Raw genomic sequence first — 21,693 nt, forward strand, 5'->3', positions numbered from 1 at the left:
CGTTTCGCGAAACGGATTAAGCCTGCGGGTAGGGGATTGCAACCGACAAAGGCCTTGATGTCGCAACTATTTTCGCAAATAGTTCGCAGTTGCAATAGCGCACCGATTTCAAGTCGTTTGAAGCTCTTCTATCGGCCATTGCGTGATGCACTGTTAGTTCGAAGAGCGTTGGCATTGAAATCACAGCGCCAGTCGCTGGCCGATCAGCTGTCTCTCAGGGTAGGGGCTTGGCGAACAACCCCAATTCTGCGCAGCGTTCGCACGGCGGGCTAGCCGGTGATGCTCTTGCCCGGGAATGGCGTTTCGCCTTCGCGCTCTTGCTCCAGCAACATTGCGGCAAGATAGTCGGGCACGGCGCGGCTGAAATAGAAGCCTTGGCCCAGATTACATCCGGCAGCGCGCACTGCCTGGACCTGTTCAATGGTCTCGAGGCCCTCCGCCACAATGTCCATTCCCAGGGTTGAACCCATTTCCGCCACTGCCCGGATAATCGCATCACTGCGGCGGCCCACATTGGGGCCAGAGACGAAGCTGCGATCAACCTTAATCTTCTTGAACGGGAAGGTGTTGATATAGCCGAGCGAGGAATAGCCCGTGCCGAAATCATCCAGAGCAAAGCGCACACCAAGCGCAGACAATTCCTGAATGAAATTGCCGGTTGCGTGGTTGTCTTCGATAAACAGGCTCTCGGTCACTTCCAGTTCTAGGCGTGAAGGATCAAGGCCTGCTTCGCGCAGAGCATTACGGATGGCGAGGGCGGCGCCGGGCGCGCGGATCTGTAGGGGCGACAGGTTGACCGCGAGAGAGATGTCTTCTGGCCACTGCGCGGCGGTGCGCGCGGCCTGCGCGGTGATCCAATTGCCCAGGGTGACAATAACCCCGGTTTCTTCGGCCACTGGGATGAACTCGTCGGGGCGAAGCTCGCCCTTTTCCGGGTGGAACCACCGGATCAGCGCCTCAAATGCGCGTATCTTGCCCGTCTCCAGATCAATGATCGGCTGGTAGAAAATCGACAGTTCGTCGCGTTGCAGCGCGGTGCGAAGCTCGTCTTCAATCTCGCGCCGGCGAACAAGGTCGCGGGTCATGGATTGGTCAAAGAATTTTGTCTGAGAGCGGCCGCCAACTTTCGCATGGTACAGCGCCAAGTCAGCGCATTGCATGAGGCTGTCAGCATCTGCTCCATCGTCTGGCAGCAGAGCGACACCAACCGAGGCGCGCACTTCGAGGCGGTCGCCATCTATGCGCACAGGGCGCATGATTTCTGCGTGGATTTCGCTGGCAAGCCGCTCAGAATCCAATCGGTTTTCAACCGGGCAGAAAACAATGAATTCGTCCCCGCCAAAGCGCGATACTGTGGCCAGATCAGGCGACACTTCACGCAAGCGGCTGGCAACTTCGGTCAAAACCCGGTCACCGATAGGGTGGCCAAGCAGGTCGTTCACTTCTTTAAAGCGATCGAGGTCAATCCAGAACAGGGCAAGCCGGGTGTCCTCATTCACCGTCATCATGGTTTCGACCATCGAGTGGTTGAGACCTGCGCGGTTGGCGAGACCTGTTACCACGTCAGTGCGGGCGAGAATTTGCATCTTTTTAGCGAGCTTGGCGCTGGTCTCAGCCGAAGCGATGGAATCCCGCAAGACCTTAAAGACGTTGAACGTGATCGACATCATCGCCGGGATCAGCAAGCAGATGTTGATGAACAGGGCGATGAAGGCGAGGGTGCTCGCATATAGCGACACGGCCATTATCGGCGCGCACACCAGCGTTAATTGGCCCAGGGCGATGGTCGGTCTGCCCGCGTTTCGGGCGCAAATGCCCACCCCGTAACACAAGGCATTGGCCACCATCAGAACTTGGACCTCAGCGCTGGCTTGAAACCAGATCGTTAGGGCTGCGATCAAGCCAATAGTGAACGCGTAGCTGAAGGCACCAATCTCGTAGATCAGCTCGAGGCTGCTCGTGCTGGTGTTCTCCTGGTCAGCGGATAGACCAAGCGCCGCTACAACCCGGGCAATCGCGATGACGCTCAGGATGACGCAACCGACGTAGAGGATTTTGAGATCGGCCACCCATGCTGCCACGGCGGTACAGCCAATGCCATTAATGGCACCGATCGCGAGGCTGCCAGGCTGAGTGTAGAGCGTCTTGACCAGCGTTCGCCGAACGCGCTCAGACAGAGTGTCCGAGCTTTCCTGCACGCGCATGGCTGCACGGATTTTGGAAAGAGGGCTGGCTTTGCCTGACATGTGTATGGGATAACCCCAATTGGTCAAGGCAAGGTTAACACTCTACTTACCAAAAATGCTCATTAAAAATCAGCACTTTAAGCGACGGGATTGAGCTCTGAAGCGCCCTGTGTCTCGCTATCTTGCTGGTCGAGCTCCGCCGCGAGGCGGCGATCCAGTGTGCGGGTAATGCTGAGCCACCAGTCGTAGGCCTGGCGATCACCAGCGAAGAATGCCTGTTGCGCTTGGGCCCGTGCAGCGCGCGCAGCGCCCAGACCGTGCTCGGCAAAATGTCGCAGCGAGGCCTTGAAAACCTCTTCACCCGGAGCTTGATTTCCGTTGTCATTGGCTGGCGCAGCTGTGCGCTCGCTGCGCGCCAAAGCGCGGGCAACGGGCGAACAATTGGGGGTGCGTGCTGCGGCGAAATGAATGGTCATTCGGGCAATTTCCGTCCTGTTTGGCACTTGTGGGCGCGCTGTCTATCCCGGCGCGCTTCAAGCTTGATCACGAGGACTGCTCTAGAAGCGAAGGCGCTAAATCTGCGTGTGAAGGTAAGGTTTCCGGCGTGTTAACTTGCGCATAGGTGAAATGAAATTGCGCAGCTTAGCAGCGCACATTTTCCAGCGCGGGGGCCGTTACTTACCCGGGGTTTTCGGCGCGGCTTCAATGGCGTCTGGCGAAATACCCATACGCTCTGCGGCCAACCGATCCGCCTCTTGCGCGGCCAGCGCAGCGCCCGCGCTGTCTTTCCATTTGCCAGCGTTTGAATAGGGCGCTTTCACCTGGCCTGCGCCGCGCAGGTTCTGATCCGCCAAATCCGCGTCTGGCGTGGATGGCTTGCGGTTCGCAGCAGCGTTAGCCGCACGGCCCGGCGTGAAGGTCGCGCGTGTTTCTCCGCGTGATGCGGGCACGGCGCTCACGGCCGCTGGCTCAATGCGCGGGGCGGCGGTTGGCGCGCTAGCAGCTGCTCCGGAGGCGCTCACGCCCGGCTCATAGCCAGCGTAGCTTTGGGTGAAAGCGCTTTTCTTTCCTGCACTTCCGCGGTTTTTGTAGAAGCGGTGCGCGCCGATTGTTCCAATGTGATCGAGCGAGCTGGCCCAATACGGATTGACCCAAAGTGTGTGATAATGGGTTGCGTGGCCAATCGGGGCATAGACGCTGCCAGAAAGCGCCTCTGATGCGATCCGGCGGGCGCGGGCCATGCCGTTGGCGCTCGGCGTGCGGCGCATGCTGCCATCGCAGGTGAACGAGAATTGGCAGCCGGTCGAACGCTGGGAACCTTCGAACACGACGCCGCAGACGCTGGCGGGCCAGCTGGTGTGGGCCACGCGGTTTAGAACCACCTGCGCGACCGCGCGTTGGCCGGCTTCGCTCTCGCTGGCTGCCTCGTAATAGATGGCTTGTGCAAGGCAGGTTTGAGCCCGCGATTGGCTGGCGCCGCCCGCGAAGCTCGCAAATGGGCTGGCGGCGGGGCCGACATTGATCAGCTCGCCGAGTTCACGGCCATCCGCGCTTGTGTCGAGCGGATCGGTGCTGGGCAGGGCGACCAATGCCTCACTGGGCGGATCGGCGAGATAATAGAACGCAGAACCGGGGAAGCTGCCGCCGGGCGTTTCGAACGGCATCACCGGCACATTTTCATAGGCGATGTAGGGCGCGTTGCTGCCGTCGCTTGGTGCGTCGCCCGCAATCGCACCGAAATCGCCGGGGGCCGCCATGGCCGGCACAGCAATCGCGGCGATCAGCACCATCAGGCGGCGTTTCATCGGCAATTTGGGCGCCGGCAAGGGCGGCTCACCGCCGGAACGGTCCGGCAGGCAAATCGGCTTTTGCCGCTCAGAAGTTTTGGAAAAGGTCCACATGATGCGCACCGCCGGATTTAGGGTGCGCGCCGCGAATTAGCGATATGAGGAAATCCACCGTCCCGAAACCGAACACATTGTTAACCCGGATTAACCCCCGGTTTGGGATGGAGTTTCCCGCGCATCTTGCAGCCATGCGTAGAGCCGCCTATCCCATTGCAAAAGAGGGATAGGGATCAGAATTTTGGGTGGGAATGCGCAGGTCTTTGTGACCGCTGGAAAGGCTTGGTCAGCAGCGGCATTGCTCGCCCTTGCTGCCGCCTGCAGCGCGCCTGAGACCCCCTCGGATAATGGCTCAAGCGGCCCGCCGAATATGCCCGAACTGGCGAGCGCAAACCCTTCTTTTGTAAGCCTAAACCCATGTGTCGATGCGATCCTGATCGAGGTTGCTGACCCGGAGCAAATTCTGGCGCTGTCGCATTACAGCCGCGATCCAAACTCCAGCTCCATCGATCCGGCCCGCGCGAGCGAGTTTGCGGTAACCGGCGGGACGGTGGAGGAAGTCGCTGCGCTTAATCCCGATATGGTGCTGGCGAGTGAGTTTATTGCGCCGCCGAGCCGTAATGCCCTCACGGATCTTGGGTTTCCGATAGAGGCGTTTGGCATCGCCTCAGACCCGAAGCAGAGCTTTGCGCAGATCACGCGGCTCGCTGAACTCGCCGGGCATCCCCAGCGCGGGGAAGAGCTGATCGCAAAAATCAAGCGTGCGCTGGCTGACGCTGCGCCGCCGACCGGTTTTCAAACAGCCTCTGCGGTTCTGTGGCAGCCGGGCCAAATCGTGCCCGGTGAGGCCACTTTGGTCAGCCATCTGATGCGCGAAACTGGCTTTTCCAATCACAGTGCCGCGCAGGGTTTTGGCCAAGCCGATTATGTCTCATTGGAAGGCCTGCTGTCCGATCCGCCGGAGCTGGTTTTGGTCTCAGGCAACAGCGCTGGGCAGACACATCCCTTGCTGAAAGAGCTTGCCAGCACTCAGGTAGAAGCCTTTGATCCAAAGCTGCTTTATTGCGCCGGACCGACGATCATCCGTGCCGCTGAGCGCCTTAGTGAAATCCGCGAAAACCTACCCAGCAAGGCCTATCAGTGAACATCGCGGCGCACCGGGCATCCTTGATCTTTGGCGGGTTGTTGGTGCTGGCCTTGCCGCTATCGCTGCTGGCCGGGCGGGTGTGGATTGATCCGTTCGCAGTCACAGAGACGGGCAGCAACGCCGCGCTGATCCTGATGGAGCTGCGCCTGCCGCGCGGGCTGCTGGCGATTGCGATTGGTGCGGGTTTGGGCGCTGCGGGCGCGGCGATGCAGGGCTATTTGCGCAATCCCCTCGCCGATCCCGGCCTGTTTGGCATTGCGCCGATGGCCGCGCTTGGTGCGGTTGCGAGCTTTTGGTTTGGGGCGGTGCTGCCCGGCGCATTGGCGTCATGGACACTTCCCGTCTTTGCGCTGATCGGAGCGGGCGCGGGCATGGCTTTGCTTGCGCTAATCGCCGGCAGGACGCCATCGGGGCGAGGCGGGGGGCTAGCGCTGTTCACGCTCGCAGGCCTAATGATCGCAAGCCTTGCTGGCGCTGTGACGGCGCTCGCTATCACGCTTGCGCCCAATCCCTTTGCCCTGTCAGAGATTGTGCTGTGGCTTAACGGAGCGCTCACCGACCGGTCGTGGCGTGAGGTGATGATCGCGGCCCCGCTGATTGCGGTCGGCCTGATCGTGCTGTCCGCCGCCGCGCGCTCGCTCGATGCGCTGACTTTGGGTGAGGATGCCGCGTGGAGCATGGGTGTCGACCCGCGAATGCTATTGCGCCTGCTTGTCGTCGGCGTGGCGCTCACCGTCGGGGCAGGAGTCGCCGTCGCCGGGATAATTGGATTTGTCGGGCTGATCGTGCCGCATCTGGTGCGGCCAATGACAGACCGCATGCCCTCCAGCGTGATTTTGCCGAGTGCACTCGCCGGAGCGCTGTTGGTGCTGGTCGCGGATAGCGCAGTGCGCGTCCTACCGCTGATCACCGAGCTGCGCCTGGGCATCGCGCTTTCGCTGATCGGCGCGCCGTTCTTCCTGTGGTTGCTGCTGAAAATGCGCCGGGGGATGCTATGATTTTGCAGGCGCATGATCTCTCCGTCACCCGTGCGGGCGCGCTTGTGCTCGACGATATCGCCGCGACCTTGCTGCCGGGCCAGATTACCGCGATTTGCGGGCCGAATGGGGCGGGCAAGTCGAGCCTGATACTGACGCTCGCCGGATTGCTGCCTGCGGTGGCTGGCGGGGTCTCGCTCGACAAACACGATATAGCCGCGCTGCATCCGAAAGACCGCGCAAAAGCTATCGGCTATCTCCCGCAATCCGCTGAAATCGCTTGGGATGTTGCGGTGGAGAACATCGTTGCACTAGGCCGTATGCCGCGCGGTGACGTGGGCTGCCAGCGCGGAGAGGACGCCATCGAGCGAGCTATCGAAGCGCTCGCGCTAAGCGGTCTGCGCCGCCGCCCGGCCAGCAAATTGTCTGGCGGTGAACAGGCGCGTGTCTTGCTCGCCAGAGTGCTTGCTGGAGAGCCGCAATGGATCCTGGCAGATGAGCCCTTGGCGGCGCTCGATCTGGCGCATCAAACCGCGCTTATCCATCATTTCAGGAGCGCCGCGGCGGCGGGCAAAGGCGTGGTGCTGGTCGTGCATGATCTGGCCCTTGCGATGAACCATGCGGGCCGCGTGCTGGTGCTCGATCAGGGGCGGCTCGTCGCCGATGGCGCGCCGGAAGATGCGCTGACCAGTGAAGCCATCGCCAAAAGCTGGGGCGTTGAAACCAAGTGGATCGGCGAGCCCGGGGCGAGGGCGCTCATCACGGTCTGAACCTCATCTGCAAACCGGTTCAAGCCCCTGTCAGCAAAGGGTCTTTAGCAAACCGATCATCAGAGCATTATGCTGGGGAGTGGTTATGAAGAGTTTTCCAATTGCATGTTGCGTCGCGGCGGTTTTGGCCGCTGCAGCCACTCCTGCCTATGCGTGCCAAGGGCCGCAATTTGAATCGGTTGTCTATCCAGTAATGGCGGAGAAGCCGGATAAAAACGACGGGGCCAAGGGCGATGCCTTCAAAATCCGCTATTCCGGTGAGCGCACGGGGCGGCAAGATCGGTTATGGCCCAATTTCTACGTCGTGGAAGTGACAGAAGGAAAAATGAAGGGGCAAAAGCTCGCAATCCCGGCCCACGTCACCTCGTGCCATTCGGTCAATATCGAAGACGGCGCAGAGGGCTACGTCCTCGGTATCCTGCAAAAGACCGACCGCGATGGCAAAAAACTGCACATCCCGATCCTTAGCACAGGCCTTAGCGGCACCGTGCGCAAGGGATATCAGTTCCCGCCACCCTCCTAAGCACGCTGCTGATTACAGCCAACTTGGCTTGCGTGCCTGGTTTCGGGTAACTCATCGCAGCTGCGAAATGACCGTCTTTGGGGGTGGGAGCGGACAGTCCGTCTGTACGGTCAGAAAGTGCAAGTTGGGCATTTCGTTCATGCTTCATTGATGGAGTTTGGCGGGAAGCACTCTGAGCCTGTAACTGTCAGATGCTCCTAATCTCAGCAGTGCGAGAGATCCCTCAAGGCAGACTGAAACGCAGTCTATAAGTTGACATTCAATGTGAATGGAACAAAATAAGAACATATGTGTGATTCGGAGCGATCCATGTCTAGCTTACGTGGGCGGCTAGCTGACTTTGCGTATGTAAATGAAGCCTCTTGCCAAGAGCGATTTGCCTCAGGTCACGCGTCTCTCGATGCCTATCTTGCTGGAGGTTTTTTGCGTGGCCAGTTGCATGAAATCTTTGCCGCTTCTGCTGAGGATAATGGTAGCGCAGCTGGCTTTGCTGCAATGCTTGCATTGCGCGCAATGCAGCCAGGCAAAACCATTTTGTGGCTGCGCACTCTGGCGGCGCCCCGCAAGGGCGGGCGTTTTAGTCCGGCTGGTTTCGTGGAATTGGGCGGAGACCCATCGGCTTTGTTCATGCTGGTTGCGCCTGATGAAGCGACGCTTCTCAGATCGGCTGTCGATGCACTACGCTGTGACAGCTTTGGGGCGGTGGTAATCGAATGCTGGGGCTCGCCTGCCATTCTCGATCTAACTGCCAGTCGCCGACTGACGCTCACCGCAGATCGCAGCGGTGTGACGCCGTTGATGCTGCGTCTTGGCGCGCGCGAACAGCCCAGTACAGCGAGCACACGGTGGGCGGTGCGATCAGCGCCTTCAAGCCCTCTCGAAGCCAATGCTCCGGGTCATCCAACCTTGGATTTGACCTTGTTACGCAGACGCTCGGGGCTTTCAGGCAAAAGCTGGCGCCTGGAGTGGAGCCGTGACAACAAGCGCTTCCAGAAACCTCACAAACCCAAACTCATGCAACCATCAAAGACGCTTTCTGGCGCTATGGTTTCCGTTTTTGGCGTCGGACAGGCTGCAGCGCGAGAGAGGAGCAAGCTTATCGCCTGAACAGCCTCTTGCGTTTGTTGAAAAGCAAAAAGGGGCGATGCGTCTTGTTGCGCTTAACCGAGCTGCACTGGAATGCGGGCTTGCACCGGGATCAAGCCTGGCTGATGCGCAGGCGGTTGAGCCAGGGTTGATGGTGTATGATCACAATGCTCAGGCTGATGCCGAGCTGCTCGATCAGATTGCTGATGAATGCATGCGCTATACGCCGATGGTTGCGGTGAAGCCACCAGATGGCCTCACGCTCGATATCACAGGCAGCGTGCATCTTTCAGGAGGAGAGATGCCGCTTCAGCAGGATGTGCGAAGCTGGTTTGCCAGTCAGCAGATTGCAACACGCCTAGCATGTGCGTCTTCCGCTGAAGCGGCGAGCGCTTTGGCTCGTTTCCATCGCGGCGAGGTAGCGGATGAGATGCAGGCAATTCGTTCTTTGCCTGTGGCTGCGCTGCAGCTTGATCCCGAAGCCGATTTGGGCTTGCGCCGTGCAGGGCTAAAAACGATCGGCGATGTGATGGATCGCCCGCGCAAAGTCATCGCCGCGCGTTTCGGAGCAGCAAGCGTTTATCGACTGGAACGTTTAATTGGGAAAAGCGCCAAGCCGCTGGATACGCGCGAACCTCAGCGTTCTTTCACCTTTCGCCGCCGCTTTGCAGAGCCCATCACAAGCAAAACCTATTCCATCAGGGTTCTGCGCGAATTGCTTGATGAAGCCAACGCAGAACTCGCCAGAGAGGACCTTGGCGGCCGCGCCTTTGAAGCGCGCTTCAACAGGGTCGATGGTGCAGTCCAAAACCTGCATGTCGAAACCGGCCGATCAACCCGCGACAGCGCCGCAATTGCCAGACTCTTCGATGAACGATTGGATGGTTTGGCCGACCCGCTCGATCCCGGTTTCGGCTTTGACAGCGTCGAGCTTGCTATCGTTCAGACCGAGCTTTTGAAATCGCAGCAAGAAGATATCGAAAAAGAGGTAAAGCGCGACAACACACTGGCCGAAACTCTTGATATTTTGCGCGTCCGACTGGGGCGTAATCGGGTGCTGCGTTTTTGCCCGAACGACACACATATTCCCGAAAACACCCAAATTGCCTTGCCTGCTGTAGATGCAGATCATTCCTTTGCCTGGCGGTCAGCAGAGCCGGGTGAGCCTCCTTCACGCCCGCTGCAATTGTTCGATCCGCCGCAGCGCATTGTGGTCATCGCGGAAATTCCCGACGGGCCGCCAAAGCGGTTTCGCTGGCGCAACAAAGTGCGCGATGCCGCACGTCATGAAGGGCCAGAGCGGATTGCATCGGAATGGTGGAAAGCGAGCGAAGACCCGCTCGGGCGTACGCAATTGACGCGCGATTATTATCGTATCGAGGACACAGAGGGGCGGCGATATTGGGTGTTTCGTCATGGCCTTTATGGCCGCGAAGCCGATGATCCAAACTGGTATTTGCACGGGCTGTTTGCCTGATGCCAAAAGAAACACCTGTGGCTTTTGCAGAGCTTGCCGCTGCGACCAATTATTCATTCCTGCGCGGGGCATCGCACCCTTGCGATATGGTGGCTCAGGCACTCAACCTTGGGATGAGCGGCATTGGCATTGCTGATCGCAACAGCGTTGCCGGTGTGGTGCGGGCGCATGTTGCCCTGCGCGATGCACTGGAGAAATTGCCTGAGGCTCAGCGATCTGCATTCGGCTTTCGTTTGGTGGTGGGGTCACGGCTTTGCTTTGTGGACGACACTCCAGACATCATCGTTTATCCGACAACACGTTATGGCTGGGGACGGCTGACACGCCTGCTTACCACTGGTAATTTGCGGGCAGCAAAAGGCGATTGCCTGCTGCAATTGTCTGATCTGCTCGCCCATTGCGAAGACATGGTTCTGATTGCGATGGCAGAGCCTCGTGATGCCAAGCACAGGGCTGCGCTCGCTGCCTTGCAAAATGCTGCACCAAACAGGTTGTGGCTTGGAGCCACCATGGCTCGATCCGGCAAAGACGAGCGCCGGCTTGCTCAATTGATCGCTCTATCCAGCGATCTGGCCATTCCACTGCTAGCGACCAATGATGCGCTCTACGCAGAGCCAGAAGACCGGCAATTGCACGACGTGCTGACTTGCATCGACGAGGGCACAACGATTTCTGAAGCAGGCAAGCGGCTTGCCCCCAATGCCGAGCGGCATTTGAAAGGCCCCTTGGAAATGGGCCGGCTGTTCAAATCTGCTCCACAGGCCATTGCTGCCAGCCAAGATATTTTGTCGCGTATCACGTTCACGCTTGATGATTTACGGTATGAATATCCGCATGAGCCAGTGCCCGAAAGTTGGGAGCCGCAGGATTGGCTGGAGCATCTCGTTTCGAAAGCCGCGCACGAACGCTGGCCCGAAGGCATCCCGCCTAAAGCCAAAGCGATGATGGAAGAGGAGTTCGCCCTCATCCGTAAGGCAAACTATGCCTATTACTTCCTGACAGTCCACGATCTGGTTAGATTTGCACGCAGCCAGACACCGCCAATCCTATGCCAAGGGCGCGGCTCGGCGGCGAATTCCATAGTCTGCTATCTGCTCAAGGTGACGTCGGTCGATCCGGTTGAGCACAATTTGCTGTTCTCTCGCTTCATGTCCGAAGAGCGCAAAGAACCGCCAGACATTGATGTCGATTTCGAACATGAGCGGCGCGAAGAAGTGATGCAATATGTGTATCGTCGGTATGGCCGCGAACGCGCGGGGATTTGCGCCACTGTGATCCATTACCGCCCGCGCAGCGCTGTACGCGAAGTCGGCAAGGTGCTTGGCCTGTCGGAAGATATGACCAACCGTATGGTCAGCACCGTTTGGGGCAGTCACGCAACCGGGATGGAAGACAATCGGATCGCCGAAAATGGGTTCGATCTCAGCAACCCTCAGATCGCGCGCCTTAAGCTACTAGTCGATCAGATCCTCAAATTTCCGCGCCATCTGTCTCAGCATGTTGGCGGCTATGTGCTGACGCAGGGGCGGCTCGATGAAATAGTGCCGATCCATAATGCGGCGATGGAGGATCGCACATTTATAGAATGGGATAAGGACGACATTGACGCGCTGGGCCTGATGAAAGTTGATGTGCTGGCGCTGGGCATGCTCACCTGTATTCAGAAGAGCTTTGATTTGATGCGTCAACATGGCCTCGGCGATTTTGAGCTGGACACAATCCAGCATGAAGACAGCGAGGTTTATGACATGCTGTGCGCGGGCGACAGTATCGGTGTGTTTCAGGTCGAAAGCCGTGCGCAGATCAATATGCTACCACGTATGAAACCACGAGAATTCTATGACCTCGTGATTCAGGTCGCGATTGTCCGTCCTGGCCCAATTGAAGGGGATATGGTTCATCCCTATCTGCGCCGCCGCTCTGGCGTGGAGGCAGTGAACTATCCTTCGCCCAGACCACCGCACGATCCCGACGAATTGAGAAGCGTATTGGGGCGCACCAAAGGCGTCCCGCTGTTTCAAGAACAAGCGATGAAGCTTGCCATTGTGGCAGCGGACTTCTCTCCCGAAGATGCAAATCGTCTGCGCCGGGCAATGGCCACATTCCGCAATGTCGGCACGATCAACCAGTTCGAAAAGAAGATGGTCGATGGCATGGTAGCGCGGGGATACGAACGGTCCTTTGCTGAGCGCTGCTATAAACAAATTCAGGGCTTTGGCAGCTATGGCTTTCCTGAAAGCCATGCATTGTCCTTTGCACGGTTGGTCTATGTTTCAAGCTGGATTAAATGCCATCATCCGGCGGTGTTCGCCTGTGCATTGCTGAACTCACAACCAATGGGTTTTTACGCGCCTGCGCAACTGGTGCGCGATCTGCGCGAACATGGCGGAGAGGTGCGCGCAGCCGACATCAATTACAGCGAATGGGATAACATTCTCGAACCGTGTGAAAGTGGTCAGCTCGCATTGCGGCTCGGGTTTCGCCAGATGGATGGCTTTCGCAAAGAATGGTCGGAGCAGCTGGTGGCAGCTCGCAGCGAAGCCGCATTCACAGGCATTGAAGACTTGGCTCGCCGCGCCGATTTGCCTCGGCGCGCTTTAAGATTGCTAGCAGATGCAGACGCTTTCCGTTCCATTGGTGAAGATCGGCGCCAAGCGCTCTGGAATGTTCGGCGCATGCCCAAGGGAGAGCTGCCCTTGTTCGCTGCGGCAAAGGCGCGTGAATTGCGTGAAGAAGAGGATGCGCCGCTCCCTTCAATGCCGCTGTCCGACCATGTTGTTGCGGATTATCAAACCACGCGGCTGTCCCTGAAGGGGCATCCGATGGGCTTCCTGCGTGAGCGTTTCCGATCCGAAGGCGTGCTGAGCTGCGCAGAAACCGATGCAGCGAAAAATGGTGCGAAAGTGCGCACGGCAGGCGTTGTCCTAACCCGTCAACGACCGGGTAAAGGCAATGCCATTTTCATCACCATCGAGGATGAAACGGGAATTATCAACGCACTGCTTTGGGCGAGGCATATGGAACGATTGCGCCGTCCTGTAATGGGCTCTCGCCTGATGCTGTTGGAAGGGGAGGTGCAGCGCAGCAAGGAAGGCGTCGTGCATCTTATGGTCAGCAATGTGATCGATCGCACGAATGATCTCAATCATATGTCAGAGACACATAACGCGAAGCTAGACACTTCCTTTGGCGACAAAGTCGCCGATCGCCACCCCACACCGAGCCACCGGCATCCGCGCGATGTCCGCATCCTACCTAAATCACGGGATTTCCATTAATTTAGCAAAGGCTTGAACTGGGTCGTTACCAGGCGGTCCGCTCTTCGTGGGCACGTCCATCTAGCTGACAGTCTGCTGCTGGTGAGTTGCAACGCACTTCAGTTTAGATGCTTCTGGAGGTGGAAGCGGACATACTTGTATGCCCACCTCCATTGTCATGTCTGTCTCAGAACTCGCCCGCGACGCCTGCGCGTACGCTGGTCGAGTTGCCGCCTGCGTAGGTGACGCCAGCGGTGATGGCGAAGTCACCTTCGAACCGGTGCATCAGGCCAGCGGAGAAGCCGATCTCGCCGCGGTAGGTCGCGACGTTACTGGCGTAGCTGGTCTTGCCCACTGCGCTTGGGAAATGCGGGCTAGCCTGCGCTGCGATGGAGGCAATGCCCCGCTGCGCATCACGGTCGATCGTGTTGGTGAGATCGAACAGAGTGTTGACCCGCCCAGACAGCGCATCAAACTGAGCGGTGGAGACCTGGGCCACGGCGTTGAACTCCACCCGGACATTGTTGACCGAGTTCACAGTAGCGACAGCCCCTCGGCCCAGCGTGCCATTGTCATCGACCGTCACCACTCGGGTCGTGCCTTCCAGCGCTGCCGCTGACACTCGCTTGAAAGCCAATCGCAGCCGCTGAGTTGGCGGTCGCAGCGATGTTCACACTGGTACCGATCCCGGTCGAGAAAGCGCCTTCAACCCGGGCAGAGTTGCCAATAGCGGTCGCATTCAAGGCCTGTGCGCACGAACCTGTACCAAACGCAGATGTCCCGTTTGAGGTCGCGACAGAGCGTGCACCCACAGCCGTAGCCAGGCCTCCATTGGTCCGCGCTCGCGCGCCAAACACCGAAGCCTCCTGACCAATCGCAATCGTAGCTGCCCCAACAGCACTCGCATCCTGACTGTTCGCATTCGCATCCACGCCAAGGCCCACAGATTGGACGCCGGTCGCCTGCGCGCCCAGCGCATCGCCATCATCGTCGTCACTGCCAATCGCAATCGAGGAAATGCCCGCAGCGCTCGCTGATCCGCCCAAAGCGACCGCCCGGCTTCCTACCGCGCTCGAACCGTTACCCACGGCAACGCTGCTGCCTCCGGCCGAGACAGAAGAGTGGCCGATTGCGACGTTAAGAAATCCGTTAGCATTGGCACCGCGACCAACAGCAGTGCCGTGGAACCCGGCGACTGCGCGTGACCCAAGGGCCGTTCCCTGCACCGCCCCTGCTGCGGCCTCATAACCAAGCGCCACCGCTTCATCTGCAGTCGCGCCGGAATTGTTGCCTAAGGCCGTTGTAAAGTTGCCTGCAGCGTTCGCGCCGGAACCGACCGCCGACAATTCATCACCCGTTGCAGTGGCTCCTAGAAAAACGGTCGGACCGAATGCAACATTGTTCAGCTGCGAGGTGTTGGCAGCTGCTGAGGCCGCGACTGAATTCAACTGACCCACGGTTGCCGCATCGCTGTCATCAGTTCCGTCAGCAACATTGGTGATCCGGCGCTGAAGAGTGGAGCTGCCAACCGAGACGGTATTGTCAGCGCTCGTGGTCGATCCGCGGCCCAGTGCGACAGAATCGAAATGGCCCGCTGCCGCGGCCTTGCCGATGGCGGTCGCACCAACAGCATTCGCAACGCTTCCGGTGCCGAGCGCTGTGGTATCTTCCTGTGTCGCATCGGCGTCGGCGCCATAAGCGACACTATTGGTGCTGTTCGCCTCGGAATTGCTCCCGACTGCTGTACTAAGAGCGCCGCTGGCCTCAGACAAATGTCCTACTGCGGTTGAGATAGTTCCCGTCGCTTGTGCAAGCCGTCCGATTGCTGTGGATCCGACGAATCCGGTGGATCGGGCGCTATACCAGATTGCGGTCCCGTTCTGGACTGCTTGGGAATTGTCGCCGATCGCGGTTGCTTCTGCGCCAGAAGCGATTGAGGTGTTTCCGATAGAGACTGAACGCAAGCCGAGCGCTTGGGCTTCGGCACCGATGGCGACGCTGTCCCCGCCGGATGTCGTTGCAGGGCCAAAAGTGGTCGCCCCGAATGCGACATTGGCGAGCTCTGCGCTATTCGCAGCGATGTTTGTGACGTAAAGACCAACCTGATCGTCGACAGCGGTGAGCTGACCAATAGTCGCGACATCGGTCGCGTTGATGCCGTTTGCAACGTTTGTGATCCGCCGGGTCTGTCCGGTGCTGCTATTACCGACAGAGACGGTAAAGTCGGCGTCCGTGGCTGATTCCGAGCCAATCGCGACTGCCCCTGAATGCGCCGAGGATGCAGTCAAGCCGATCGCAATTGAGTTGTTTCCCGTTGTTGCTGCAGCTCTGCCGATCGCGATGGAATTGAGAACCGAGGCGTTTGCCTGCCTCCCGATTGAGATGTCTCCAATGCCAGTAGCCTGCGCATCGGTGCCAACGGCAATCGCGGCCTGCCTGGTTGCATCGGCGCTCTGACCGACGGCCACAGCTTCACTGGCACTTGCGATCGCCAAGCGGCTAATTGCCGTTGCAAAGTCACTCGCTTGTGCCGCAGTACCGACGGCTGTCGCGTCAGTCCCATTGCCCCGCGAACTTACCCCAACTGCAACCGCGTTGGTCCCGCTAGCGCTCGCATCATGGCCGAAAGCAACAGTATCAGGGTTGCTAGCGATCGCGAGCGCACCCAAAGCTGAAGCCCTTAGCCCGCTTGCCTCTGATGAATGACCGAGCGCAATAGACTCTTGTCCCACGGCCACCGCGTCATTGCCAAGTGCTGTCGCCCCGTTCGCAATCGCCCTGGCGACCGCCCCAACTGCCGTCGTGTCGGTGCTCGTTGCGCTCGCCCCGACACCGCAGGCCAGCGACGCATCATCGTCATTCGAGTTTGCGCCGCCATCGTTGTCACTTAAATCAACGACACCATCATTGTTGCGATCCAGCAAGCAATCATCGGCCTGCGCTTTTTGTGGTGCAGCCAACATCGATATAGCCATCTTCGTTATGGCCGCGGTGAAAAATAGTGATTTGAGTTTCATGGTTCTGGTCCCCTGATAGAAATCCGTCCTGTCAGGGCTCACCAGATAGCGGCAGAAATGCCGGCGGCTTGGCAAAAAGCAGCCGCTCTTCGCCAAGCCGCCGGTTTGGTGTTCCGCCGCATTTCCTGCCTGATGGTTGCGATCCGGACGAGCTCCGATCTGCGGGGAAATACTTAAGGCGTTGGATAGCGGTCTTTATCAGAGTCTGAAGAAATATGATCACGGCTGGACTTTTTCGCATGACCTCGGCGATAGAAATCGCAGCGAGGTTACGAATGATATTCCGGTTTGAGAATTATATGCTCGATGCGGCGCGGATGGAGTTGACCCGCGATGGCAAGCGTATTGCGGCGCAGCCGCAAGTGCTCGAAACGCTCTCATTCATGCTGGCCAATCGTCATCACGTGGTCAGCAAGCAGGATTTGATCGAAAACATCTGGGAAGGCCGTATTGTAAGCGATGCGGCGGTTGCCAAGCGGCTGGAATTGGTCAGAAAAGCAATTGGCGACAACGGTACGGAACAACGTCTGATCCGCACGATCTATGGCCGCGGCTTCCGGTTTGTCACCTCTGCAATCGAGGTAGACCAAGAAGCTGTACCGGCAATCAGTGTGCCGACCACCACTGGGGAATCCGGCGCAGAGCTTGAAGCGGCTCTACCTTTGAATGACTGGATTGATCAGCGTCCCAAGATCGCGGTTGCACCGCTGCGCATTATCGGTGATGCCGGACAATATTCGACATTAGCCGAAGCGTTGCCCGCCGATGTGACGCATGCAATCGCCAACCTCCCTTGGCTCTTTGTGATCGCCCGGGGCTCTGCCTTTCAATGCCAGAGAGCCTGACCGCATGGCAATCATTCCACGCCGGAATGTCGCTTTTATTTGGCCGCACAGAGCAGGCCTTTTCGCGTATCCATGCCTTTTTCGACCGTTCGATAGAACTCGCGCCTGATTTTGGCCTGCCGTGGCAGAACAAGTCGATTGCGTATTTGTGGCAAGCGCTCAATCAGGTTGATCCCGAGCGCAATGCCAGTCTTATGGTTGAAGCCATCGAGAGGGCGCAATCGCTGGATCCCTACGACCCGGGGTGCCTTGCAACGGCCGGATTTGTGCATGCTGTCAACTCTCAGCCAGAACGAGGTTCGAGCTATTTGGAACGGGCGCTTGAACGTTCACCCAACATGGCACGGGCCTATATCGCACAAGGTGCTATTGAAGCCCACTCGGGTGATCCGCAGCAGGCGTTAGTAAGTGCTGATCGCTTATGTCAACCATTCCAGCCGCTCGGCGGCCCATATGCGCCTGGGCGAACTTGACCAGGCTGGCGATGAGGCGATCCGGATTGAACGTATGGACACGAGAACCTACAAGCCAGTGTGCTTGCTCTCAGCGCGCTGCATATGGCCGGAAGGACGCACGAGGCAGACCGCGTTGAGGAGAAAATCAGAACCATTCGCGGCCGGGTTTCCTCAACGCGGATGCGTCAGCAATATCCCAAGATTGATCCCGTACTTGCCCGTTCAATTTTTCGGACATTGATGGAGCGCAATCTGCAACTTGCATGATTTCTCGTAGCCCGATCAATGCATTTGGGGGCGCTCGTGCGTCTCTTTGTATCAGCGACTTTTGGGTGCAGTGATATGCAACAGGCCGGTCAGAGCTTGAAGGAGCGAGAAACTTTGGCCGACGACAAAGAGCTATGGCTGGCGCGACCCTACGGTTGAAGCAGATAACGCGATTGCGCTTCCATTCTATATTCCAGCTGTGGTTCTGGAAGATGAATGTCCGCTTCGCAGTCGATCCTTAGTCAAGGCTAGACACTCAGCTTACGACCCAGTTTGAGCCGGGACGAAATGACCGTATCTGGGTCGCAAGCCGGACGTCGGCTTGCGGGAACGGGAGGCAAAAAATCGTTCAGGCAGGAAAGACGGCCAGTCAGTCGCGGTTGGACGCTGGAATCAAGTTGGCTGGAATCAGCAGCACGCCGCCTATAGGCACGCCTCAACCTGCGCTTAACCCTGTTTCAAGCTCTTCCCCCTAAAGTCCACGACAAACGGACAATAAGGGGCTGCTCGTGCTGTTTGAGCGCATTTCAAGAATTGGTTTGATTGTTAATTGGAAGACCTTGGGCGTCGCGATCCTTGCGGTGTTTGCCACTTGGTTTTCGCTGAAGTTGAACCTGGTCGCTGATTACCCGCTGACGATCATCTCGACCGCGGTAATCTTCCCAATCGTGTTCTCCATCGGCCATGCATACAAACGGCGCGAGGCGGCGCTGGATGACTATGGCACGATCAAGGCCCATGGGCGCGCGATCTATTTTGCCGCGCGCGACTGGCTGCCAGAGGAAAATGAGGAGCGGATCAAGCAACTCGAGGGTGCGCTGGCGCGTTTGCTGACCGGATGCCGCGATATGTTTAAAGGCGAGCGTTCAGAAATGCCGGCGCGCGAACAAGCGATCTACGCCGCGTTTTCGGAACTGTCGCAATTTGTGAAGCGGATGCGCGCAGAGGGGCTGGCCTCGGGCGAGTGTAGCCGCTGCAATCAATATCTTTCCAAGATGATCGTCGCGTTTGAAAGCGTGAAGCACATCTATCAATATCGCACGCCGCGCACGCTCAGCGCATTCAGTGATTTCTTCATCATCATTCTGCCGATCATTTATGGCCCTTATTTCGCGCATCAGGCGATCGAATATGAGGCGCCCATGCTGACCTATGTGATGCCCGTGCTGTTCGCTGTGATCCTGACGGGGCTGGACAACATCCAAAGCCATTTGGAAGACCCGTTTGACCAAATCGGCCCAGACGACGTGGCGATCAATGCTGAGAAATTCGTTGAGCTGCTGACTTGCGGTGAGGAAGGTGGGCCTTGCGCGGTTGTGGCTGAGCCGCAATCTGCCTGAGGGTAGGCGCTCTTACCTGACGCAAAACAAAACCCCCGGCGGGCGTTTGGCCTACCGGGGGTTTCGTGTTTCTGGGATCTAGCTTGGTGGCTTATTCGCCGCCGGCCAGCCCGCGGCTTTCGATCATATATTTTACATCCGGTTCGCGTCCGGCGAATGTGCGATACATCTCAAAATAGTCCATCGTGCCGCCGCGGCTCAGCACGGTTTTGCGGTAGTGATCGCCGTTTTCACGGGTCAGGCCGCCATTGTCGATGAACCATTGGCGCGAATCTTTGTCGAGCATTTCGGTCCACAAATAGCTGTAATAGCCCGCAGAATAGCCCGCGGGTGAGCTGAAGATGTGGTTGAAATAGTTTGACCGATAGCGCGGCGGGACCAGGTCAATCTCTAGGCCCAGCTCGCCCAGCGACTGACGCTCAAACGCATCGACTTTCTCTGGCGTGTCGATTGCGGCAGCTTCTGCTGGTGAGAGCGCGTGCCACTTCATATCGAGCAGCGCGGCGGCCACCACTTCGCCAAAGTCATAGCCCTGGTTGAACTTCGAGGCGGCTTGGATCTTCTCCACCAGCTCCATCGGGATGGTCTCGCCAGTCTCATAGTGCTTGGCGTAGTTTTGCAGGACCTCTGGGTAGGTCGCCCACATCTCGTGAACCTGGCTGGGGTATTCCACGAAATCGCGCGCGGTCGCCGTGCCGGACAGGCTCTCATAACGCTGATCCGCGAAGAAGCCGTGCAGCGCGTGGCCGAATTCGTGGAAGGTCGTCTCAACCCAGTCAAAGCTGACCAGTTGGACCTCGCCATCGGCCGCCTTTGGAATGTTCAGCACGTTATAGATCACTGGCTTGGTGCCCCACAGATCGCTCTGGTCGACGAAATTGCTCATCCAAGCGCCGCCACGCTTTGATGGGCGTTGGAACGGGTCGAAGTAGAACAGGCCAAGCTCGCTGCCATCGGCATCGAACACGGTGTAGACCCACACATCCGGGTGATAGACGGGCAGGTCGGTGCGGCGCTCAAAGGTCAGGCCATAGAGCTTCTTAGACATGTAGAACACGCCATCTTCCAGCACCTTGTCGAGCTGGAAGTAAGGTTTCACCGCGTCTTCATCAAACGCGTATTGCTCCGCCTTCACTTTGTTGGCGAAGCGGTACCAATCCCATGGTTCAACCTCGAAATTGAGGCCATCTGCGGCGATCCGCTCGTTGAGGACGGCGGCCTCGCGGCGCTGCGTTGCGGCGAGGGCGGGGACCATTTGCTCCATGAAATCGAGCGCGGTCTTCGGCTGCTTCGCCATGCGATCGTACATGGTGTAGCTGGCCCAATCGGGCTGGCCGAACAGAGCCGCCTTTTGCGCGCGCAATTCGGCGATCTTTGCGAGGATCAGACGCGTGTCATTCTTACCGCCTTGGTCGGAACGGTACGCGCTGGCTTTGAACAGACGCTCGCGCACTTCGCGGTTTTCAAGCGCGGGCAACAATGGCTGCTGCGTGGTGTTCTGCAAGGCGATGGCGAACTTGCCGTCCATGCCCTTTTCCTTCGCGAGCGCTGCTGCGCCCTCGATCTCGGCATCGGACAGGCCAGCCAGCTCTGCGCGGGTGTCGACGATCACCGCGCCATCATTGGTCGCATCGCGGACCTTCTGGCTGAAATCGGTGGTGAGCGTGGAGAGCTCAGAGTTGATCGTTTTGACACGTTCGCGCTCTTGCTCGGTCAGAAGCGCGCCAGCCTGGACCATGCCGGAATAGGTCTCTTCCAGCAGCTTTGCGTCTTCAACCGTCATCGCCATCGCGGCGCGATTGTCATAAACCGCCTTCACCCGGGCAAACAGCTCTGGGTTGAGGGTGATCGCATCTCCGTGCGCGGTCAGTTTCGGGCTGATTTCCTGATTGATTGCGTCAAGCCGGTCGGTAGTGTTCTGGCCAGTCAGCGCAAAGAATACGCGCGCCACGCGGCCCAGCATCCGGCCCGACTTTTCCAGTTCAACAATCGTGTTGCTGAACGATGGAGTCGCCGGGTTGTTGATGATCGCCTGAACTTCGGCTTGCTGGATCGCCATGCCTTGCTCAAAAGCAGGGATGTAGTCGTCTTCGCTGATCTTGCTGAAATCAGGGGTCAGGAAGGGCAGCGTGCTGTCAGAAGCGAAATAGCCAGTCCCGGTCGGGATCTCGGGGCTATATTCAGCCTCGGCCTGAGCTTCTGCTATCGGGTTGGTTTGGTTCACCCCAGTCTCTCCGTTGGTGGTCGCGCAGCCAGCGGTCAGCGTGGCGGCGAGGGCAATTGCGGCGGTTTGGGCCTTGAGTTGGGCCTTCATAAGAGCTCCGGTAAATTACGAATTTGTGTGGCCGTGTATTGAGGGTAAATTGTGCTTTGGGCAAGCAAAAGGGCCCACCTGCCTGCGCGCGGGTGAGCCCTTGGGTTCGGTGCCGCGCGCCAAAAGAACAAGGCCGCCACGTTTCCACGCAGCGGCCTCTTCTCTAAACTCATGTTCCGGCAAACTCG

General features: G+C 58.4%; 17 protein-coding genes. 11 read left to right on the forward strand and 6 right to left on the reverse strand.

Going from position 1 to position 21,693, the window contains the following annotated elements; translation table 11 throughout:
• Positions 1-269 precede the first annotated feature (269 nt).
• The 3 genes from AC0V6V_RS00630 to AC0V6V_RS00640 form a co-directional block, all read right to left on the reverse strand.
• Entirely contained in the window at positions 270-2,246 is a 1,977-nt protein-coding gene (locus AC0V6V_RS00630) for a putative bifunctional diguanylate cyclase/phosphodiesterase (protein WP_486163560.1), read from the reverse strand.
• 77 nt (positions 2,247-2,323) lie between these two features.
• Positions 2,324-2,662, reverse strand: a complete 339-nt coding sequence (locus tag AC0V6V_RS00635) for a hypothetical protein (RefSeq protein WP_486163561.1) — start codon at positions 2,660-2,662, stop codon at positions 2,324-2,326.
• A 198-nt stretch (positions 2,663-2,860) separates the two neighbouring features.
• A complete protein-coding gene (locus AC0V6V_RS00640; RefSeq protein ID WP_486163562.1) occupies positions 2,861-4,087 on the reverse strand; it encodes a cell wall hydrolase in 1,227 nt (408 codons plus the stop codon).
• A 184-nt stretch (positions 4,088-4,271) separates the two neighbouring features.
• Between AC0V6V_RS00640 and AC0V6V_RS00645 the strand changes: the two genes are divergently transcribed.
• The 7 genes from AC0V6V_RS00645 to AC0V6V_RS00675 all read left to right on the forward strand — a co-directional run bounded on the left by AC0V6V_RS00645 (position 4,272) and on the right by AC0V6V_RS00675 (position 13,288).
• Entirely contained in the window at positions 4,272-5,174 is a 903-nt protein-coding gene (locus tag AC0V6V_RS00645; RefSeq protein ID WP_486163563.1) for an ABC transporter substrate-binding protein, read from the forward strand.
• The gene (locus AC0V6V_RS00650; RefSeq protein WP_486163564.1) at positions 5,171-6,175 is read left to right on the forward strand and encodes a FecCD family ABC transporter permease; all 1,005 of its coding nucleotides are present in this window, start codon (positions 5,171-5,173) and stop codon (positions 6,173-6,175) included. The genes AC0V6V_RS00645 and AC0V6V_RS00650 overlap by 4 nt, the downstream gene beginning before the upstream one ends.
• On the forward strand, positions 6,172-6,924 hold the full coding sequence (locus AC0V6V_RS00655) for an ABC transporter ATP-binding protein (RefSeq protein ID WP_486163565.1): 753 nt from the start codon (positions 6,172-6,174) through the stop codon (positions 6,922-6,924). The genes AC0V6V_RS00650 and AC0V6V_RS00655 overlap by 4 nt, the downstream gene beginning before the upstream one ends.
• A gap of 85 nt (positions 6,925-7,009) precedes the next feature.
• A complete protein-coding gene (locus AC0V6V_RS00660; RefSeq protein ID WP_486163566.1) occupies positions 7,010-7,447 on the forward strand; it encodes a hypothetical protein in 438 nt (145 codons plus the stop codon).
• Between the two features lie 288 nt (positions 7,448-7,735).
• Positions 7,736-8,554 carry an ImuA family protein gene (locus AC0V6V_RS00665; protein WP_486163567.1) on the forward strand — a complete coding sequence of 273 codons (819 nt, stop codon included), beginning with the start codon at positions 7,736-7,738 and terminating at the stop codon, positions 8,552-8,554.
• A 37-nt stretch (positions 8,555-8,591) separates the two neighbouring features.
• Entirely contained in the window at positions 8,592-10,010 is a 1,419-nt protein-coding gene (locus AC0V6V_RS00670; RefSeq protein ID WP_486163568.1) for a Y-family DNA polymerase, read from the forward strand.
• Entirely contained in the window at positions 10,010-13,288 is a 3,279-nt protein-coding gene (locus tag AC0V6V_RS00675) for an error-prone DNA polymerase (protein WP_486163569.1), read from the forward strand. The genes AC0V6V_RS00670 and AC0V6V_RS00675 overlap by 1 nt, the downstream gene beginning before the upstream one ends.
• A gap of 166 nt (positions 13,289-13,454) precedes the next feature.
• On the opposite strand, the gene AC0V6V_RS00680 is transcribed toward AC0V6V_RS00675, so the two are convergent.
• Together AC0V6V_RS00680 and AC0V6V_RS00685 are read right to left on the reverse strand one after the other, a co-directional pair.
• The gene (locus AC0V6V_RS00680) at positions 13,455-13,889 is read right to left on the reverse strand and encodes a YadA C-terminal domain-containing protein (protein WP_486163570.1); all 435 of its coding nucleotides are present in this window, start codon (positions 13,887-13,889) and stop codon (positions 13,455-13,457) included.
• Positions 13,840-16,284, reverse strand: a complete 2,445-nt coding sequence (locus AC0V6V_RS00685) for a hypothetical protein (RefSeq protein WP_486166131.1) — start codon at positions 16,282-16,284, stop codon at positions 13,840-13,842. Before AC0V6V_RS00685 ends, AC0V6V_RS00680 begins: the two co-directional genes overlap by 50 nt.
• 239 nt (positions 16,285-16,523) lie before the next feature.
• On the opposite strand from AC0V6V_RS00685, the gene AC0V6V_RS00690 reads away from it, so the two are divergent.
• The 4 genes from AC0V6V_RS00690 to AC0V6V_RS00705 all read left to right on the forward strand — a co-directional run bounded on the left by AC0V6V_RS00690 (position 16,524) and on the right by AC0V6V_RS00705 (position 19,191).
• A complete protein-coding gene (locus AC0V6V_RS00690) occupies positions 16,524-17,129 on the forward strand; it encodes a winged helix-turn-helix domain-containing protein (RefSeq protein WP_486163572.1) in 606 nt (201 codons plus the stop codon).
• Positions 17,114-17,602, forward strand: a complete 489-nt coding sequence (locus tag AC0V6V_RS00695; RefSeq protein ID WP_486163573.1) for a tetratricopeptide repeat protein — start codon at positions 17,114-17,116, stop codon at positions 17,600-17,602. The genes AC0V6V_RS00690 and AC0V6V_RS00695 overlap by 16 nt, the downstream gene beginning before the upstream one ends.
• An 84-nt stretch (positions 17,603-17,686) precedes the next feature.
• The gene (locus tag AC0V6V_RS00700; protein WP_486163574.1) at positions 17,687-17,851 is read left to right on the forward strand and encodes a hypothetical protein; all 165 of its coding nucleotides are present in this window, start codon (positions 17,687-17,689) and stop codon (positions 17,849-17,851) included.
• 509 nt (positions 17,852-18,360) lie between these two features.
• Positions 18,361-19,191, forward strand: coding sequence for a hypothetical protein (locus AC0V6V_RS00705; RefSeq protein WP_486166132.1), 831 nt, complete (start codon positions 18,361-18,363; stop codon positions 19,189-19,191).
• Positions 19,192-19,282: 91 nt separating this feature from the next.
• Here the strand turns inward: AC0V6V_RS00705 and AC0V6V_RS00710 are convergent, their stop codons facing one another.
• A complete protein-coding gene (locus tag AC0V6V_RS00710; protein WP_486166133.1) occupies positions 19,283-21,505 on the reverse strand; it encodes a M3 family metallopeptidase in 2,223 nt (740 codons plus the stop codon).
• Between the last annotated feature and the right edge of the window lie 188 nt (positions 21,506-21,693).

The sequence above is a fragment of the Erythrobacter sp. S249 genome (genome assembly GCF_057364975.1).

Excerpts from the sequence above, each read along its gene's own strand:
- AC0V6V_RS00630 (WP_486163560.1), bottom strand. The coding sequence starts at position 2,246 with ATGTCAGGCAAAGCCAGCCCTCTTTCCAAAATCCGTGCAGCCATGCGC.
- AC0V6V_RS00635 (WP_486163561.1), bottom strand. The coding sequence starts at position 2,662 with ATGACCATTCATTTCGCCGCAGCACGCACCCCCAATTGTTCGCCCGTT.
- AC0V6V_RS00640 (WP_486163562.1), bottom strand. The coding sequence starts at position 4,087 with ATGTGGACCTTTTCCAAAACTTCTGAGCGGCAAAAGCCGATTTGCCTG.
- AC0V6V_RS00655 (WP_486163565.1), top strand. The coding sequence starts at position 6,172 with ATGATTTTGCAGGCGCATGATCTCTCCGTCACCCGTGCGGGCGCGCTT.
- AC0V6V_RS00660 (WP_486163566.1), top strand. The coding sequence starts at position 7,010 with ATGAAGAGTTTTCCAATTGCATGTTGCGTCGCGGCGGTTTTGGCCGCT.
- AC0V6V_RS00665 (WP_486163567.1), top strand. The coding sequence starts at position 7,736 with ATGTGTGATTCGGAGCGATCCATGTCTAGCTTACGTGGGCGGCTAGCT.
- AC0V6V_RS00670 (WP_486163568.1), top strand. The coding sequence starts at position 8,592 with ATGCGTCTTGTTGCGCTTAACCGAGCTGCACTGGAATGCGGGCTTGCA.
- AC0V6V_RS00675 (WP_486163569.1), top strand. The coding sequence starts at position 10,010 with ATGCCAAAAGAAACACCTGTGGCTTTTGCAGAGCTTGCCGCTGCGACC.
- AC0V6V_RS00685 (WP_486166131.1), bottom strand. The coding sequence starts at position 16,284 with ATGAAACTCAAATCACTATTTTTCACCGCGGCCATAACGAAGATGGCT.
- AC0V6V_RS00690 (WP_486163572.1), top strand. The coding sequence starts at position 16,524 with ATGACCTCGGCGATAGAAATCGCAGCGAGGTTACGAATGATATTCCGG.
- AC0V6V_RS00695 (WP_486163573.1), top strand. The coding sequence starts at position 17,114 with ATGCCAGAGAGCCTGACCGCATGGCAATCATTCCACGCCGGAATGTCG.
- AC0V6V_RS00700 (WP_486163574.1), top strand. The coding sequence starts at position 17,687 with ATGGCCGGAAGGACGCACGAGGCAGACCGCGTTGAGGAGAAAATCAGA.
- AC0V6V_RS00710 (WP_486166133.1), bottom strand. The coding sequence starts at position 21,505 with ATGAAGGCCCAACTCAAGGCCCAAACCGCCGCAATTGCCCTCGCCGCC.